The following is a 16,759-nucleotide window of genomic DNA, read 5'->3' as shown; positions in this document are numbered from 1 at the left end:
ATAATGTAAAAACTAAAAAGGCTGAAGAGGAAGATATACTGTTCCTCTTCAGCCTTTTTGTTCTTTCATTTTAATTAGGATGTAGTCCTATCGACCCTTTATTCAGAAAATTCGGCATGTTAGAATAATTTATGCATTAATACAATTATTGTAAGGGGGTCACTTAGTTGAAGAAAAAATTATTTTCAGTTCTATCAACCGGTGCTTTAGCGCTATCTCTACTAGCGCCTGTTGGATCAGCAGCGCCCACGGCAGAAGCGGCAACGCAAAATTGGGATACAGAACGCTATGGCGACAGGGTTGATATTGATGGTTATTTAAACAGCTTGTCCAAGGATGAAGCGTTCCAAAAGAAGGCGGAAGACAGCATTAAGAAGCAGGCGGAAACGATTAATTTTGATGAACAATCAGGCAGTGAATCTACTCCAGCAGGAAGTCCATTTACATACGACGGCGGAACGAAGAAGTTTTTGAATCGAAATTTAGCTTTCAAAGATTTCACCTTAAGGAGCGTCGGTGATAATGTGGAAATCTGGGTAGCTAACGATCTTTCCTTCCCTAAAGGAGATAGCCGTCCGACCCATGTGGTGACACAGGAGCAGGTTGATAAATTAAAGAATGAGTTCGACGCAAACATCTATCCGAAAGCGACTGAATTCTTCGGAACACCGGACGTCCATGATGGATCCAAATCACCAATTGCCAATGACAAATTATTGCCAAAAGGCTACTACGAAGGTAGCGATAAAGTCATTATGCTCGTAGATAATATTATCGATGATAATTACAATGATCCTACTTATCCATTCTTTGTTGCGGGCTTTTTCTGGGGAACGCTAGAAAACTATATTGATAGAAACATCATTACCATTGATTCAAGAGATTGGGACACCCGTCTTGAGAATACTTTCTATGGTACAACGATCCACGAGCTTCAGCATTTGATCCATAGCGACAATGATAGTGATGAAGAAACATGGTTAAATGAAGGAATGTCTACTTTCTCCGAGTATCTTGGCGGGTATGGCCATGATGACAGATCAATCAATTTCTATCTCGATCATCCAGAAAACTCTTTAGTTAGCTGGGATGAGCATCAAGCGGCCAAAACAGGTCCGGAAACGATCGCTGATTATGGACAAGTGTATTTATTTACGCTTTATATGAATGATAAGTTCGGCAGGGAGTTCATTCGGGATCTTGCATTGAATGACACGAACGGCATTGACAGCGTGAACCAAACGCTGCCTGCGCACGGGCAAAAGCTTGATTTCGAAGATGTGTATAATCGTTTTATCACAGCACTCGCCATTGATAGCGATAAACCAGGTAAAGGAATTTATAATTTTGACAGTATTGATTTAAGAGATTTGAAGGTTGATGACAAAGGCACGAAACGCGGTTCTACCGTGAACTATGAGGCTGCAAAGGCGATTGAAAAAGAAGGGGTGCCTGCGTGGGGTGGAGACTTCAAGGAAATTGAAAACTCCGGCAAGATCCGTAACATCTCCTTTGACGGAGTGGATTTCCTGCCATCCCCTTGGAAATCCGTAGCTGATCCAGTTGATGCCAATAATAAGGTGTTATGGGGCAATGCGGGCGATGAAGCGGATAATTCCTTAATCCTTGAAGCGGATTTAACCAATGTCAATAAAGCTACTTTGAATTTTGACCATCATTATAAAATTGAAGAACAATGGGATTTCGCAGCGGTCCAGGTTTCGACAGACGGTGGAAAGACATGGAAGAGTCTGGCCAATGAAAATACCCGTTCTGACGTTGTAGAAGAAGGCTATCCAACAATTAAAGCGAATCTGCCAGGTTTCACAGGCCATAGCGACGGCTGGGAGAATGAGTCCTTTGATTTATCTGCATATGCCGGCCAGAAAGTTTTGGTTTCATTCCGTTATATGACTGATTGGGGAACTACAGAGGAAGGCTGGTTTGTTGATAACATCGAAATTCCGGAAATCGGTTTTTCCAGTGATGGTTCATCAACGGACAATTTCAAGTCAATCGATGAAGTTTTAGGACAGTATGTTGAATATACCGTGACCTTTATTAATGAACAAACGAAAGGTAAAGGGAAGAACGCGAAAACAGAGTATAAAGTGGTCCATGTTGAGCCGTTTAATGTAACCGAAGAAAAATCGCTCCAGCTTCGCCAGTTATTCAAAGACGGCAAGAATTATATGATCACGTCATACGCAGCACCGGCTGACAAGAAAAATCCAGTAGCTTTCACGTATGAAATTGAGTACAAAAAAGATAAGAAGAAGCATAAGAAAGATTAAGAGTAATGAGAAAGCCCTCGGCCAGGCCGAGGGCTTTTCACGTTGTTATTATTTTCGCTTCGCATGCTTTCTCATATCAAAGGCTACCGCGAGGATGATGATGGCACCCTTCACGATGAATTGGATATACGGGCTTACTCCCAGGAAAGCAAGACCATAGTTAATGATTTGGAAAATCAATACCCCTGTAATGACACCAGGGACAGTTCCGATTCCCCCTGCGAGTGATACACCACCCACCACGCAGGCAGCGATGGCATCAAGCTCATACATATTACCTGTGTTGTTTGTAGCGCTGCCGACACGGCCGGCTTCCAGTGTACCAGCAAAACCGTATAACAGGCCGGCAATCAGATAGACAATGATCAGGTTTCTGGCCACGTTCACACCGGAAACCTTTGCTGCTTCAGGGTTGCCTCCAATAGCATACATATTTTTACCCAGCTGTGTTTTATTCCAAATGACCCAAATGATTGCAGATGCGATAATCGCATAAATAACCAGGTATGGAAGCTCATATGGGCCGAGCGGAATTCCGCGCTGCGCAAATGTGGTAAAGCTTTGGCTCAAACCGCCGATTGGCTGGGCGCCATATGGCGGGCGGTCAAAGTAGATGGAAGTAATCCCGTAGACTCCAATCATCGATCCTAATGTTGCAATGAAAGGAGGTACGTGAAATTTCGCTACGATGACACCGTTCAATGCCCCTAAAATCCCGGTTGCTGCCATTGCAATTAAAATAGGCACAAATAGCGGCATATCAGGCAAATTCGGATACATCCGATAGGCATAATCCGATGCTTGCAAAAGAGAAGCCGAAATAACGGCAGCGAGTCCGACCATCCGTCCTGCTGATAAATCCGTACCCGCTGTGATTAGGATTCCGGCTACCCCAAGCGCAATGATGATCCTGGACGATGACTGGCTTAAAATATTGATGAGGTTGGTGACTGACAGAAAGTCAGGTGAAGCGATAACAATCCCGATGACGAGCAGGATAAGAACTACATATATAACATTATCTAACAGCCACTTGGGATTAAAAATATTTGTTTTTTGTGATGCCTCTTTATTCATTTTCATCTCCTCCTAATACAATGCTGCCAATCGCATGATTTCTTCTTGGGATGTAGTTGCTGTATCAACGATTCCAGCTGCTTTTCCATTGCTCATTACTAAAATTCGGTCAGTGACCCCAAGCAGTTCAGGCATTTCGGAGGAAATCATAATGATTCCTTTTCCATCGGCTGCCAAGGTATTGATGAGCTGGTAAATCTCGAATTTTGCCCCTACATCAATTCCCCTTGTCGGTTCATCAAGCAGTAATATTTCCGGCTTCGTCAGCAGCCAGCGTCCAATGATGACCTTCTGCTGATTTCCGCCCGACAAACTGCCGATTGACGTCTTTTGGGAAGGGGTTCTTACTCTCATTGAATCAATCACCCATTTTGTATCGTCGTGCACTTTACGGTCAGATAAGAATCCGCCTTTTATTTTGTATTGCTTTAAGTTAGAAATAATAGAGTTAAAGCTAACGCTCAGTTCCGGATAGATTCCGGTAGACCTTCTTTCTTCCGTAACAAGAGCAAAGCCATTCTTAATCGCTTGCTGCGGAGAAAGATTTTTGATCTCTTTGCCGTGCAATTCAATGCTTCCTGCCCTTAAAGATCTTAAGCCAAATAATGCTTCAACGAGTTCTGTTCGTTTGGAGCCCACCAATCCGGCAATCCCAAGGATCTCACCTTTCCTTAACTCAAAGCTTATATCGGAAAAGGAAGGCTGTGTCTCCGCAGTTAGATCTGAAACTCTCAAAGTCACTTCTCCGGGATGATTTATTTTACTTGGAAAGCGCTGTGATAAGTCCCGGCCAACCATCAGCTTAATGATTTCATCCGTTGTCAGGTCTTCTGAGTTTTTCGTCGCAATGCTCTTGCCGTCACGCATAATGGTGACTTCATCGGAAATTTTTAAGATTTCTTCCATCTTGTGAGAAATATAAATAATCGCTATGTTATCACTCTGAAGCTTTTTGATAATTTTAAATAGATGATCGACTTCTTTTTCTGTTAGGGATGAAGTCGGTTCATCCATAACAATAATCTTTGAATGATAAGAGACAGCTTTGGCGATCTCGACCATTTGCATTTCCGAAACAGATAAGGTGCTGACCTTTCTGCGCGGATCGATGTTAATATCAAGGTCTTTAAAAATAGCAACCGTATCCTCGTACATTTTCTTTTCGTCGATGAAGATGGCTTTTTTCGGATATCGGCCAAGCCAAATATTATCCATGACGTTCCGCTGGCGAACCTGGTTCAACTCCTGGTGGACCATGGAAACCCCATTTTCAAGCGCTTGCTTTGAATTGACAAAGGAAACCTCTTGTCCATTGAAAACAATTCTGCCTTCGTCCATCGAGTAGATTCCGAATAAGCATTTCATCAGGGTGGACTTTCCTGCGCCATTTTCGCCCATCAAGGCATGTACCGTCCCTGGCTTCACACGGAGTGTAACGTCTTGCAGAGCGATTACTCCGGGAAATCTTTTCGTTAAATTTTGCATCTCCAGTAAATAAGCAGTACTGGTTACTGACATGAGCGATCCTCCTCTCGCCATTTAAAAAATATGAGAGGCACTAAAAGTGCTTCTCATATTTTAGTGATCCGTTGTTTATTTATAAGCGTCTCTTCCTACTTGAATATTAGCCTTTGTTACTTCCACATAAGGAACACGGACTGACTTTGTATCATCCAGTTTCCATTCTGTACCTTCCAATACGTCCTTGCCCTTAGCAGCATTAGCTGCAAGATCAACGGCCGCTTTACCTTGGTTTCTTGCGTCATTCAGTACAGTACCAACCAATTTATCATTCTCGATCATTTCAAGTGCTTCAGGAATCGCATCCACACCAACTACAGGCATGAATTTGTCACCTGAGAGATAACCAGCTTTTTCAAGAGCGGCAATAGCACCTAATGCCATTCCATCGTTGTTAGCAATAACAAATTCAATCTCTTCGTTATATTTGGCTAGCCATGCATCCATCTTTTCAGTCGCTTTCGTCGCATCCCACATGGCTGTATCCATCGCTAACTCTTCTACTTCAATGCCTTTTTCCTTGATTGTGTCTACGGAGAATTTAGTCCGGGCTTCGGCGTCAGGATGGCCAGGTTCACCTTTTAGTAGAACGTACTGGATTTTGCCATCTTTGTTTTTATCCCATTTTTCCTTATTTTCTTCCCATGCTTTGGCGATCATTTGTCCTTGAAGGACACCTGATTCGGATGAAGTTGTTCCGACATACCATGCTTTATCATAGCTTTGCATAACTTGAGCATCTGGCTCCTTATTAAAGAAAACTACAGGAAGATCCTTTGCTTTTGCTTTATCAATAACAGTCGTGGCCGCTTTTGGATCAACTAGGTTAATAGCCAGTGATTTAGCTCCCTTTGCGATCAGCGTATCGACTTGTTCAATTTGTTTTGCTTGGTCGTTTTGAGAATCGTTCAGCATGAGGTTTACATTTCCTTTTGCTGAATCTTCCATCGCACGGCGTACGTAAGACATAAAGTTATCATCAAACTTGTAAATCGTTGCTCCTACAGCCGGCAGATCCTTATCGCCTCCTGCGCCCCCGCTGTCGCCTGAACCGCCAGTGGAGTCACTGCAGCCTGTCGCTAACAAGAGAGTGGAAGCCATTGTTAAAGATAGGACTAAACCTTTTTTCTTTTTAAACATTACATCAATCCCCTTTTTCTATTTAATGACAAAACTTTATGTAAGCGTTTTTTGAAAGCGCTTTACATGAATAATTTTACAAGTTTACTAAAAATAAAACAATACAATTCTACAAAAATTTTACTATTTATTGATAAAAATCTCTTAAAAAGGCAGTGTTTACTAGATTGTATAAAAATTTATGAAAGCGTTATCTTTTTTATGTGGATTATTTGGAGTAAAAATAGTAAAATTTTTAGTAAAAAGGAATCCGTCTTACAACGTAATTTTTTTTGGAAAGTTAAAGGGAGCAGGTGAGTGGGAATGACGACTTTGAAAAGCATTGCAGAAAAAGCGGGTGTATCAATTTCTACTGTTTCCAGAGTATTGAATCATGATGATAGCCTGTCCGTTACGGAAGAGACAAAGGAACGGGTTATAGCTGTAGCTAAAGAAATGAACTATCACAGAATTAAGTCTCATCAAAAACCACAAGCAAAAACGACGGTGAATGTGGGGCTCTTTTATTGGTACTCTGAGGATCAGGAACTGGCAGACCCATATTATTTATCGATCCGGCTGGGCATTGAGAAAGCATGCTTTGAACGGGGCATCAATTTAGTGAAGCTATACAGGAATGAAGATACCTACAAGACAAATTTCAAGGGCTCTTTGCAGGGTGTGATTGCTGCAGGAAAATACAGCAACCAGGATTTGGAGTTATTTAAGCAGTTATCGCCTCATTTCGTTCTTGTTGATTACTCCTTCTCCGATGAGATTGATTGTGTGGTTCCCGACTTTCGGAAGGCCATCATTGAGGTGCTGGATTATCTGCTAAACCAGGGCCACGAAAGGATCGGATATATCGGCGGGAAGGAATATGTGCAGGATGACGAGCCTATCAGGGATGAGCGCGAAGCTACTTTTTATGAGTATTTAAAACTGAGAGACATGTATCGTAAAGAATACGTTTGGACCGGACGTTTTACAGCGGAGGATGGATTTGAGCTTATGAATAAAGCATTAGGCTCCGGGGATCTTCCCACTGCCTTTTTCATTGCGAGTGATTCCATGGCGATTGGTGCCTTAAGGGCCCTCCATGAGAATGGCATACGGGTGCCTGAGGATATATCGATTGTAAGCTTCAATGATATCGAGATGGCACAATACGTCCACCCGCCTTTAACGACGGTAAAAGTACAGACCGAGTTTATGGGGGATACGGCAGTCGATCTATTGTTAGAACAAATTCAATCGAAGCGGACACTGGCAAAAAAAATCGTTACACCGTGTAAGCTGATGATAAGAGAGAGTTCAGGCGTGAAAAGTTAGGAGGAGTAGAACATGTTTCTTGGAGTTGATTACTATCCAGAGCATTGGCCAGTCGAAATGATGGATGATGATCTTCGTAGGATGAAAGAATTAGGCGCCAATATGATCCGGATTGGGGAGTTTGCCTGGCATCTGATTGAGAGAGAAGAGGGGGAATATGATTTTTCTTTCTTTGATCAGGTAATCGAAAAGGCAAAACAATATGGCATGAAAGTAATGTTTGGTACGCCTACCGCGACATTTCCTGCCTGGCTCGCTAAGAAGCACCCTTCTATTCTTAGTGAAAATGAGGATGGTACGGTGCGGGTTTTCGGGGGCAGAAGACAATACTGCTATAATTCGGATATTTATCGAAAATACGCGCGAATCATTACAGAAAAGGTCGTGACACATTATCAAACTGAAGAGGGAATTATTGTCTGGCAAATCGACAATGAATTCGGTCATGAAGGCAGTGATATGTGTCATTGTGGCCAATGCCATGAGAAGTTCCAGCAATACCTGTCCCGCAAGTACAAGAGTATTGAAGAGTTAAATGTAATCTACGGAACGATTTTCTGGGGTCAAACGTATAACGATTTCAGCGAAATACCGGTGCCGAAGAAGACAATTACCCAGCATAATCCCAGCCTGCTGCTTGACTGGGCAAGATTCCGTTCCCATTCCCTGAATGTTTTCGCAAATGAAATGACGGCAACGGCAAGGGAGCATAAAGGGGACCATCAGAAAGTCACGACGAATGTATCCGGCGGATTCTTTAGTAAATGGTTCGACCATGCCGAAAATGTGGAGGACATGGATTTCGTTTCGTATGATAATTATCCGGTTTGGGGCGGGCTGGAAAAGCCAGTTCATCCGGCGGAAACGGCGATGAGCCTCGATTTTAACCGCGGCTTGAAAAATCAGCATTTTTGGATTGTCGAAGAGATCATGGGAATGCAGGGACACAATCTGATCGGGTATTTGCCAAGGCCAGGCGAAGCAAAGATGTGGAGTTACCAAGCGTTTGCCCATGGCTGCAATAACATGCTTTATTTCCGCTGGAGAGGGATGACCAGGGGAGCCGAGCAATTCTGCTACGGGATTATCGACCATGATAATTCAACCGGAAGAAAGTATCGGGAAGTGCAAGAGGTTTTCAGCGATATACGCCAATATGAGGAAGTTATTAATGCTTCCATTCAGCCGAGGGTGGCTGTTTTGTATGATTACGATAATATTTGGTCGTGGCGGTATCAGCCGCAAAATAAAGGGTTCGACTTTAAAGAAGAGCTTCTTAGGCTGTATAAGCCATTTTTCGCTCACAATGTACAAATGGACGTGATTCCGGTGACAAGAGACTTTTTATCTTACGACATCGTGTTAGTCCCTTGCCTGCAGATCATCGAAAAGGACTTGGCGGAACGGCTTGAGGCCTATGCTGCCAGAGGCGGCACGTTAGTTTTCTCTTATCGTACCGGGATTAAAGATAAACATAATAACATTCATTTTGAAATGACTCTCCCTGGTTATGTAAAAGACTTGGCCGGCGTTGAAATACATGACAGTGAATCATTATTCACGCCATTATCGATTAGGTCCGTAGATGGAAAGGTAAAAGGGGAAACCAATATCTGGAGGGACATTGTTGAGCCCGTCTCAGCTGAGGTAATGTACCGCTACGAAGACGAGTTATTCGGAAACGCTGCCGCGATCACGAGAAATACGTTCGGTAAAGGGTCTGTATTTTATATTGGATGCGGTGCGGATGAAGACATCTTGAAAAGCCTTGCAAAAGAAATTTTGAAAAACAGTAGAATCTGGCATCTCGAGACGGAAGAAGGGCTGGAAGTATACAAGCGTACTCATCTAGAAAACTATTACTTTATTATGAATCATACAAGTGAAACGAAACATTTAAATGGAAAAGCTTTTAAACCTTTTGAAAGCAAGATCGTAAGGGAGATTTGATTTTCAATCAAATAAATGAACAGCGGAATTGAATTAATTATGCTACTTACAGGCTTCCCAATCCAACTTTTGGAGGTGTACATATGTCAGCCACTATATATACTCATATCCAGTCTCTTTTGGAATATGGACTCGAACAGAAATTGCTGAAAAAAGAGGATATGATCTATTCGCGCAACCGTATTTTATCCGTGCTGGGATTGGACGATTGGCAGGATAGTCAAGTTGAACGGGATTCGCGTGAGCTCTCAGAAATACTCGATAATATACTCGAATGGGCTTATGGAAATGGTGTCATCTCATCCAATACATTTACAGAGAGAGATATACTTGATACAGAAATTATGGATTGCCTGATGCCCCGTCCCGGAGAGGTCATCCGTGATTTTCAAGGGCTTTATGAACAAGCCCCGCAGGCCGCCACCGATTATTTCTACCATCTTTCCAATGCCTCGAATTATATTCGTACAGACCGCATTGCGAAGAATAAGGAGTGGAAATCGGCAACCCCGTATGGCGAAATAGATATCACGATTAATCTGTCAAAGCCTGAAAAAGATCCGAAAGAAATTGCCTTGTTACAGCAGGCGCCGGCTATTTCATACCCGACCTGTCTTCTATGTGTCGAAAACGAGGGGTACAAAGGAAACCTGCGCCACCCGGGCAGGGCCACCCACCGTATTGTACCGATCCAGCTGGGTAAAGAGGATTGGTGTTTTCAGTATTCTCCTTATGTGTATTACAACGAACATTGCATTATTTTTTCAAAACGGCATGTGCCTATGAAAATATCTGATAAAACATTTGACCGTCTTCTTGACTTTATAGAGAAGTTTCCAGATTATTTCCTGGGTTCCAATGCAGACCTTCCTATTGTTGGGGGTTCGATTCTTTCTCATGATCATTTTCAAGGGGGACGCTATGAGTTTGCCCTTGAGAGGGCTGATATGGAAGAAACCCTAAGTCTGGATTCTTTTCCTTCCGTAACGATTGGCATTGTGAAGTGGCCGATGTCTGTATTGAGAGTAAGAGGCAAGAAGGAAGAGGTCAAGGCTGCGACTGAGTTCGTCTGGAGAAAATGGCTCGATTACAGCAATCAAGCGGTCGATGTGGTTGCATACAGTGGAAACACACCGCACAATACGGTCACTCCGATTGCCCGGAGACGGGGCGAACTTTACGAGATGGATATTGTATTGAGAAATAACCGGACATCAGAAGAGTTCCCGGATGGGATTTTTCACCCACACAAAGAATTGCATCATGTCAAAAAGGAAAACATCGGCTTAATTGAAGTGATGGGACTCGCTGTTTTACCGGGCAGATTGGCAACCGAGTTGGAGAAGCTCGCTCACTACCTGATTGATTCGCTGGAAAAAGAGAAGTGGGATGAATCGGTCTTAAAGCATTGGGAATGGTACGAGGCTATCCTGAAAGCACATCCAAGCATCCATGCGGACAACGTCATGGACATCCTGCAAAAAGAAATAGGGAATATTTTTTTAAAAGTGCTTGAGCATGCCGGAGTGTTCAAAAGAGACAGGGAAGGGAAGCAAGCATTTCTGCGCTTTCTTGGAATGTTGAAAGAATCGCAGGCTTTATAAAAAGTATATGGAGGAAAGAAGGTTAATAAAATGACCCCTCAACAATTATTCGATTTTTTCTTGAAGGAATATGGGCATCAGGAAGGTGTAAGGAGTTTCTTCGCTCCCGGCCGGGTGAATCTAATCGGGGAGCATACTGATTATAATGGGGGCTATGTATTCCCGGCGGCACTGACCTTTGGTACATGGGCGCTGGTAAGTCTGAGAAAAGATGGAATCTATCGTTTTGCTTCCACCAATTTTGAAACAAAAGCAGAATGTAGGGTTACTGAGACTCTGCAATATCGAGAAGAATATGATTGGGTGAACTATCCGATTGGTATATTGAACGAACTGCTAAAATTGGCGGGGCCAGAACACTTCACAGGGGCAGACGTCCTGTTTCATGGGAACATCCCGAACGGGGCCGGGCTTTCTTCTTCAGCTTCCATCGAACTTGTTACAGGACTTGCATTAAGCAAACTGGCAGGCCTTGAAATATCGATGATAGAGCTTGCCCTGTTAGGCCAGCGCGCAGAAAATCATTTCGTCGGAGTCAATTGCGGAATTATGGATCAATTTGCCGTGGCAATGGGAAAGGCAAGCCACGCTATCATGTTAAAATGTGATACATTGGAATTTAAGTATGTACCCGTTAAGATTGACGGATATAAACTCGTGATCACTAATACTAATAAAAGACGCGGTCTTACCGATTCAAAATACAATGAACGGCGCGGCGAATGTGAAAAAGGGCTACAGGCGATCCAGGCTCATCTGCCTGAAGTTCGTTCCCTTGGGGATGTGAATTATGAAATGTGGCAGGAAGTAAAAGAGCACATTAAGGATGAAGTCATACGCCGGCGTGTGGAACATGTGATAACTGAAAATGAAAGAGTCTTAACCGCGATGGAAAAGCTAAAGAAGAACGATCTCATGGGATTTGGCGAGATGATGAAAGAGTCGCACGAATCTTTAAGGGATTTATATGAAGTCACAGGTATTGAATTAGATTCATTGTATGAGGTCGCCTCACAGGTTGACGGATGTATCGGAACGCGAATGACAGGAGCAGGGTTCGGCGGCTGCAATGTGAGCCTTGTCAAAAGTGAGGCGGTAGAGGAGTTCATAGGCAAGGTGACGAAAGGTTATCAATCGAAGGTAGGTTACGAGCCGACATTTTATATATGTGAAATTGGCGACGGAGCAAAGGAAATATAAAGGAGGAAAATGCGAATGGCCATTTTGGTAACAGGTGGTGCCGGCTATATAGGCAGTCATACAGTTGTTGAATTACTGAATAGAGGAGAAGAAGTGGTAGTTGTCGATAGCCTCAGGACAGGGCATCGGCAAGCAGTAAAGAGCGGAGCATACTATGAAGGGGATATAGCCGATCGCAGCTTTCTTAACTCCATATTCAGCAAGCATGAAATTGAGGCGGTCATTCATTTTTCGGCCAGCTCCCTGGTGGGCGAAAGTGTAAACCAACCGCTTCCTTACTATGAAAATAATTTAATCGCGTCCCATACCCTTGTATCTGTGATGCTTGATCATCAAGTAAAAAAAATCGTCTTCTCCTCGACAGCGGCTACATATGGCGAGCCTAAGCAGATTCCCATTCTGGAGACGGATCCGACCAATCCAACAAGCCCATATGGAGAAACAAAATTAGCCATGGAAAAAATGTTTCGCTGGTGTGACCAGGCCTATGGCTTAAAATCCGTCTCACTTCGTTATTTTAATGCCGCAGGAGCACATCCGGAAGGCTTGATTGGAGAAGACCACAACCCTGAAAGCCATTTGATCCCGATCATCCTTCAGGTAGCCCTTGGCCAAAGAGAGTCGATCGGTATTTTCGGGGATGATTATCCAACCGAAGATGGCACCTGCATACGCGATTATATCCACGTCTCGGACCTTGCCAATGCCCACTTTCTTGCACTGGAGCATTTGCGCAAAAACAATACAAGTGACGTTTTTAATCTCGGGAACGGAACCGGCTTCTCGGTAAAAGAAGTGATCGAAACGGTCCGGAACGTAACGGCCCACCCAATTCCGGAAAAAATTAGCCAGAGAAGGGCCGGCGATCCAGCCGTACTAATCGCATCCTCCGAAAAGGCCCGCAATATTTTGGGGTGGAAACCGCAATTCGACGATTTAAAAACGATTATAGAAACGGCATGGAAATGGCATAAAACAAATCCCAAGGGGTATGTAGGTAAGGAATAGTTTGATGAAGAAAGGTTGGTCGGACATGGATACACCTCTAGAGAAAGTGACCGGATTTATAAGAGAAAAAAAGGTAGACGGGGTCTTTTTCCGTAAACGAAACAATTTCTCATGGATGACTGGCGGGAAAGTCAATCATATTGTAAATACAACGGAAATAGGGGTAGCCGACCTGGTCATCTTTGAAGATCGAAAGTATTGCATTACCTCGAAAATGGAGTTGGCCCGGATCAAGGATGAAGAGCTTGATGGGCTTGGCTATGAATTTATTTCCATGGAATGGTATGAGGACCAAGATGAAGCCATCCGTAATCTGTGTAAAGGGAAAACGATGGCAACTGACGTCCCTTTTGAAGGATTTCTTGATTTCGGCCTGGAATTAGCGAGCCTGCGTTTCACTCTTAATGAAGAGGAAATCACCCGCTATCGCTTACTTTCTGAAAAAGCGGCTAAAGCAGTAGAGGCAGCATGTCATGAAGTAGAGCCTGGGTGGACTGAATATGAGATTGCTGCCCACTTAGCCGGCAAGGTCATGAAGGATGGTATTAATCCTCAAGTAATTCTTGTTTCAACGGATGAGCGTGTCTTTAAATACCGACACCCCATTCCAACAGCCAAGAAATTGGAGAAATATGCGATGGTTGTCCTTTGCGCAGAAAAGGGAGGCTTGGTCGCAAATGTGACAAGGTTTGTCCATTTTGGGAAGCTTCCGGAAAAATTAGTTGAAAACAAACAGAAGCTGGTTCAAATCGAGGTAGCCATGGTTGCGGCAACCCGCCCAGGGACAGCGATAAAAGACGTCTTGCAGCTGGGCTTGGATCAATATAAGGAAGTGGGGCATCCCGAAGATTGGCGCTTTCTCCATCAGGGCGGACCAACGGGCTATGCCAGCCGTGAATTCATTGCCACACCTGAAAGTAAAGGCGTGGTCCATCTGAATCAGGCCTTTGCCTGGAATCCAGCAATCGAAGGGATTAAGCTCGAAGACACCATCCTGGTAGGAGAACACGAAAATGAAATCATGACCTATACCGGCGATTGGGTTTATATGGAGATTGAACATGAAGGGAAGAAATACCTTCGTCCGGATATACTGGTTCGTTAAATTCATAGAGAAGGCATATAAACCGCCTTCTCTTTGCTTATGCATTTTTTTGTTAAACGATGGCCCTGTAAGCCCAAGCGATGTAGAAAAGTGGTCTTTTTTGTTACGCTCTGCTTGGGATTTTAGCAACAGATTCTTGTATGATTCTTTCTGTTGGGATGATTGTCCGGGCAATCGTTTTTTTATTTTGTCTAATTTTAGAAAAGAGAAGCTCAGTTCCTTCTTCTCCTAATCGATTGACTGGAATCCTGATACTCGTCAATGCAGGAGTTAAAAATGGTGAAATATTGGAATTGCTGTAGCCAACTATGGATAGCTCCTCCGGAATCGAAATTCCATTATCAGCCGCTGCTTTATAAATACTCATAACTTTTAAATCATCTGTTGCGACAACAGCTGTAGGTCTGTTTGGTGTCAAAAGAAGTCTTTTGGCAGCCTGATAGGCGCTTTCAACTGTATATCCACTATCAATAACCCATTCGTTCCTTAGAGGCAGGCCATGATCTACTATGCAATTTTTATATCCTTCCAGTCGATCAACAGAAACATGATAATCAGGGGGTGAATGCAAACACGCAATAGCATTATGTCCTTGATCAATTAAATACTCTGTTAAATCGTAATTATCCTGATAGTTATTGGTGTCGACAGAAAAGATATTTTTAAAATCACCGTCTACTTTTCCAATAACTACAATTGGAATATCAAAACCATCTAATTGGTTGAAAAAGTCCTCATTTGCAGGAGAACTTAGATGGAGTCATTACTGATACCGCGCATTATCATTTTTTAGCTTGGCGGCAATTGGCGGAAGAACTAGGGATAACAATAGACGAAGTATTTAATGAACGGTTGAAGGGAGTAAGCCGGATGGATTCCCTGGAGTTGATTTTACAATTCGGAAACCGGCAAAACGACTTTACTTTAGCAGAAAAAGAAAAAATGGCTGAAAAGAAGAACCTTCATTACTGTGAGTTCTTGACCGAATTAACGCCAAACGATGTTCTGCCTGGAATTTTGGACCTTATTGCAAATATTAAAGTCGAAGGAATTCCAATAGGGCTTGCTTCGGTCTCAAAAAATGCAAGCACCGTCTTAAAGGCCCTCCAGTTAGAGAATGCATTTGATTACGTGGTGAATGCTGCAAAAATCAAAAACTCCAAACCCGATCCGGAAATTTTTTTAACAGCATGTAGCCAGCTTGGTGCGGATCCAAAACAGTCAATAGGCATTGAAGATGCGGCGGCAGGAATTGATTCCATCAAAGCGAGCGAAATGTTCGCGGTCGGTGTAGGCAATACCCTCCATAAATCCGATTACCAGGTGGCTACAACTGACCTGCTTCAATGGGATACGATAAAAGCTGAATATAAAAAATGGATAGAAGCGTAGTTCATAAAAGTAAGCTTGTAAATCGAATTGAATTTACAAGCTTTTTTAATTGAAAAACATTCCTATTATAGAATGAGTGATAAGTTATAATTAGAATAAAAGAGAAAAACAAGGGCGTTTATCAACCGACAACTAATCTATTTACCGAGGTGAAAAACAATGGGCGACATAGTTTTATTCGATGGTGTATGTAACTTCTGTAATAGCAGCGTCCAATTTATCTTAAAGAAGGATCCTGAAGCTCATTATAGGTTTGGTTCGCTTCAGAGCGATATTGGTAGAGAACTGATTGAAAAGTATGGATTATCGCAGAGTTTAAATAGCATTGTTCTAATAGAAAATGATAAAAGCTATATAAAGTCCACTGCTGCCTTGAAGATTAGTAGAAACCTGAAGGGTGGCTGGAAGCTGCTTTCTATCCTACATATCATACCAAAGCCGATAAGGGATTTCTTTTACGATATCATTGCCAGGAACCGCTATAAATGGTTCGGAAAACAAGACAGCTGTATGCTGCCGTCACCTGAGTACAAGGATAGGTTCATCGATTAAAGATAGAATGATTGCTTTCATAAGCAAAGGGGCAGGCATAATTCGGTATTATAGAGAAAATGGGGGGATTGTGTTGGCAAGAGATGTGAAGGTTGAGGAATTGAATGTAATTGGAGATAACATAGATGAACTTTCCGAGCTTCTGGTAGAGGTAGTTGAAGATGGTGCGGCAATTGGGTATCTTCCCCCATTGGAAATGCACGAGGCCCGAAACTACTGGGAGTCTCTGTTAAAGCCTAATGTAATTCTATATATAGCCAAAATTAATAATGAATTAGCGGGAAGCATTCAATTACATTTTCCCACGAAACAGAATGGACGTCATAGGGGAGAAATCGCAAAAGTAATGACACATCCTAATCATAGACGAAATGGGATCGGTCGTTTATTGATGCAGAGAGTGGAAGAAAGGGCGAAGCAAGAGGGGTTATCCCTTCTGATTCTGGATACAAGAGAAGGAGACGTTTCGAACCAACTCTATCTTTCCATGGGTTATGTTGCAGCAGGACGAATCCCTAATTATGCGAAGTCAGCGGATGGGCAGTTGCATGCAACCATTCTTTATTATAAGTCTTTATAATAACCATAATTAAATAATAATCGCC

At 42.9% G+C, this 16,759-nt stretch carries 13 protein-coding genes and 1 pseudogene; 10 read left to right on the top strand and 4 right to left on the bottom strand.

Translation table 11 applies throughout. From position 1 onward, the window contains the following. The first annotated feature begins 167 nt into the window (after nt 1–167). Nucleotides 168–2,294, top strand: coding sequence for a choice-of-anchor J domain-containing protein (locus LQ216_RS08100; RefSeq protein ID WP_230128676.1), 2,127 nt, complete (start codon nt 168–170; stop codon nt 2,292–2,294). Nucleotides 2,295–2,342: 48 nt separating this feature from the next. Here the strand turns inward: LQ216_RS08100 and mglC are convergent, their stop codons facing one another. From mglC to mglB, 3 genes are all read right to left on the bottom strand, one after another. Further along, nucleotides 2,343–3,371 carry a galactose/methyl galactoside ABC transporter permease MglC gene (gene mglC, locus LQ216_RS08095; RefSeq protein WP_230128674.1) on the bottom strand — a complete coding sequence of 343 codons (1,029 nt, stop codon included), beginning with the start codon at nt 3,369–3,371 and terminating at the stop codon, nt 2,343–2,345. A 12-nt stretch (nt 3,372–3,383) separates the two neighbouring features. After that, nucleotides 3,384–4,889 (bottom strand): galactose/methyl galactoside ABC transporter ATP-binding protein MglA, encoded by a 1,506-nt coding sequence (gene mglA, locus LQ216_RS08090; RefSeq protein ID WP_230128672.1) that lies wholly within the window; start codon nt 4,887–4,889, stop codon nt 3,384–3,386. Between the two features lie 75 nt (nt 4,890–4,964). Continuing rightward, a complete protein-coding gene (mglB, locus tag LQ216_RS08085; RefSeq protein WP_230128670.1) occupies nt 4,965–6,032 on the bottom strand; it encodes a galactose/glucose ABC transporter substrate-binding protein MglB in 1,068 nt (355 codons plus the stop codon). Nucleotides 6,033–6,335: 303 nt separating this feature from the next. Between mglB and LQ216_RS08080 the strand changes: the two genes are divergently transcribed. The 6 genes from LQ216_RS08080 to LQ216_RS08055 all read left to right on the top strand — a co-directional run bounded on the left by LQ216_RS08080 (nt 6,336) and on the right by LQ216_RS08055 (nt 14,210). Beyond that, nucleotides 6,336–7,343 (top strand): LacI family DNA-binding transcriptional regulator, encoded by a 1,008-nt coding sequence (locus LQ216_RS08080; RefSeq protein ID WP_230128668.1) that lies wholly within the window; start codon nt 6,336–6,338, stop codon nt 7,341–7,343. A gap of 12 nt (nt 7,344–7,355) precedes the next feature. Continuing rightward, entirely contained in the window at nt 7,356–9,293 is a 1,938-nt protein-coding gene (locus LQ216_RS08075; protein ID WP_230128666.1) for a beta-galactosidase, read from the top strand. An 83-nt stretch (nt 9,294–9,376) separates the two neighbouring features. After that, nucleotides 9,377–10,897 (top strand): UDP-glucose--hexose-1-phosphate uridylyltransferase, encoded by a 1,521-nt coding sequence (gene galT, locus LQ216_RS08070; protein WP_230128663.1) that lies wholly within the window; start codon nt 9,377–9,379, stop codon nt 10,895–10,897. A 30-nt stretch (nt 10,898–10,927) separates the two neighbouring features. Further along, nucleotides 10,928–12,097, top strand: coding sequence for a galactokinase (locus LQ216_RS08065; RefSeq protein WP_230128661.1), 1,170 nt, complete (start codon nt 10,928–10,930; stop codon nt 12,095–12,097). 15 nt (nt 12,098–12,112) lie between these two features. Then, complete coding sequence (gene galE, locus LQ216_RS08060; protein ID WP_230128659.1) at nt 12,113–13,105, top strand: UDP-glucose 4-epimerase GalE; 993 nt, start codon at nt 12,113–12,115, stop codon at nt 13,103–13,105. Nucleotides 13,106–13,109: 4 nt separating this feature from the next. After that, nucleotides 13,110–14,210, top strand: coding sequence for an aminopeptidase P family protein (locus LQ216_RS08055; RefSeq protein ID WP_230128657.1), 1,101 nt, complete (start codon nt 13,110–13,112; stop codon nt 14,208–14,210). Between the two features lie 103 nt (nt 14,211–14,313). On the opposite strand, the pseudogene LQ216_RS08050 reads toward LQ216_RS08055, so the two are convergent. Next, a pseudogene (locus tag LQ216_RS08050) lies at nt 14,314–14,931 on the bottom strand (substrate-binding domain-containing protein); the annotation flags it as partial. Nucleotides 14,932–14,948: 17 nt separating this feature from the next. Here LQ216_RS08050 and pgmB point away from each other — a divergent pair. From pgmB to LQ216_RS08035, 3 genes are all read left to right on the top strand, one after another. Then, nucleotides 14,949–15,602, top strand: a complete 654-nt coding sequence (pgmB, locus tag LQ216_RS08045) for a beta-phosphoglucomutase (RefSeq protein WP_230128655.1) — start codon at nt 14,949–14,951, stop codon at nt 15,600–15,602. A 159-nt stretch (nt 15,603–15,761) separates the two neighbouring features. Then, nucleotides 15,762–16,154, top strand: a complete 393-nt coding sequence (locus LQ216_RS08040) for a thiol-disulfide oxidoreductase DCC family protein (RefSeq protein ID WP_230128653.1) — start codon at nt 15,762–15,764, stop codon at nt 16,152–16,154. A gap of 73 nt (nt 16,155–16,227) precedes the next feature. Next, nucleotides 16,228–16,734 carry a GNAT family N-acetyltransferase gene (locus LQ216_RS08035; protein ID WP_230128651.1) on the top strand — a complete coding sequence of 169 codons (507 nt, stop codon included), beginning with the start codon at nt 16,228–16,230 and terminating at the stop codon, nt 16,732–16,734. The last annotated feature ends 25 nt before the right edge of the window (nt 16,735–16,759 follow it).

This window comes from Bacillus sp. CECT 9360 (assembly GCF_918741275.1).
GTDB lineage: Bacteria > Bacillota > Bacilli > Bacillales > DSM-1321 > Peribacillus.
Note: the sequence above shows the minus strand (reverse complement) of the source record. Positions and strands in the feature narration are given on the sequence as shown.

Excerpts from the sequence above, each read along its gene's own strand:
- mglA (WP_230128672.1), bottom strand. The coding sequence starts at position 4,889 with ATGTCAGTAACCAGTACTGCTTATTTACTGGAGATGCAAAATTTAACG.
- mglC (WP_230128674.1), bottom strand. The coding sequence starts at position 3,371 with ATGAATAAAGAGGCATCACAAAAAACAAATATTTTTAATCCCAAGTGG.
- galT (WP_230128663.1), top strand. The coding sequence starts at position 9,377 with ATGTCAGCCACTATATATACTCATATCCAGTCTCTTTTGGAATATGGA.
- LQ216_RS08055 (WP_230128657.1), top strand. The coding sequence starts at position 13,110 with ATGAAGAAAGGTTGGTCGGACATGGATACACCTCTAGAGAAAGTGACC.
- LQ216_RS08080 (WP_230128668.1), top strand. The coding sequence starts at position 6,336 with ATGACGACTTTGAAAAGCATTGCAGAAAAAGCGGGTGTATCAATTTCT.
- galE (WP_230128659.1), top strand. The coding sequence starts at position 12,113 with ATGGCCATTTTGGTAACAGGTGGTGCCGGCTATATAGGCAGTCATACA.
- LQ216_RS08065 (WP_230128661.1), top strand. The coding sequence starts at position 10,928 with ATGACCCCTCAACAATTATTCGATTTTTTCTTGAAGGAATATGGGCAT.
- LQ216_RS08075 (WP_230128666.1), top strand. The coding sequence starts at position 7,356 with ATGTTTCTTGGAGTTGATTACTATCCAGAGCATTGGCCAGTCGAAATG.
- mglB (WP_230128670.1), bottom strand. The coding sequence starts at position 6,032 with ATGTTTAAAAAGAAAAAAGGTTTAGTCCTATCTTTAACAATGGCTTCC.
- LQ216_RS08040 (WP_230128653.1), top strand. The coding sequence starts at position 15,762 with ATGGGCGACATAGTTTTATTCGATGGTGTATGTAACTTCTGTAATAGC.